At 67.9% G+C, this 660-nt stretch carries 1 protein-coding gene and 1 pseudogene; both read left to right on the forward strand.

What is annotated here, in order from left to right:
- The first annotated feature begins 2 nt into the window (after positions 1-2).
- Positions 3-146 (forward strand): 4-hydroxy-2-oxovalerate aldolase family protein, encoded by a 144-nt coding sequence (locus tag PKE99_RS38260; RefSeq protein WP_306470796.1) that lies wholly within the window; start codon positions 3-5, stop codon positions 144-146.
- A gap of 328 nt (positions 147-474) precedes the next feature.
- Positions 475-660 (forward strand): annotated as a pseudogene (locus PKE99_RS38265) (integrase); the annotation flags it as partial.

The following is a 660-nucleotide window of genomic DNA, read 5'->3' on the forward strand; positions in this document are numbered from 1 at the left end:
TCCTGCGCCACGCGGAGCGGGCTGCAGCCGAGCACGGGCTCGACACCCGCGAGATCCTGGTGGAGGTCGGCCGCCGCAGGATGGTCGGCGGGCAAGAGGACATGATCGTCGACGTCGCCCTCGACCTCGCGGCCACGAAGAAGTAGGAGCGTAAGAATCGCCTCGACGCTGAGAGGAGGTCGGAAGGTTATGATTGGCCCCGCGCCGACTGAATGCGCTCGCGGCGTGACACCACTCATGACACGAAATTCCGTTCAGGGGTGCTGTCAAAGGGGTTGGAGAGGGAGTTCGCGCCAGCGTTGTCGCTGGTAGGAGACCTGAGAGGGGAGTGCCGCGCGGTTTACACCCGAGCGGTCGCAGGTTCGATCCCTGCCGCGCCCACCCCCTCCGACCAGGTCGGATGCTCGCGAGACACGCTCAGTGCCAGCGTGTCGTGACCCCAAATCTGACCCCAACCGCCATAGCTTCGGCCGTATGGGGTCATCGCGGGCGGGCCGGAAGCTCGTGCGGGGGAGCATCGATCGTCTGCCGAACGGCGGGCTGCGAGTACGTGTGCACGCCGGCTACGACGCCGTCACGGGAAAGCGGCACCGCCTTGTCGAGATCATCCCGCCCGGCCCGGATGCTCGGGCGCGGGCCGAGGCGGCACGCACCCGGATG

The organism is Pseudonocardia halophobica, assembly GCF_027922425.1.
Classification (GTDB): domain Bacteria; phylum Actinomycetota; class Actinomycetes; order Mycobacteriales; family Pseudonocardiaceae; genus Pseudonocardia; species Pseudonocardia halophobica.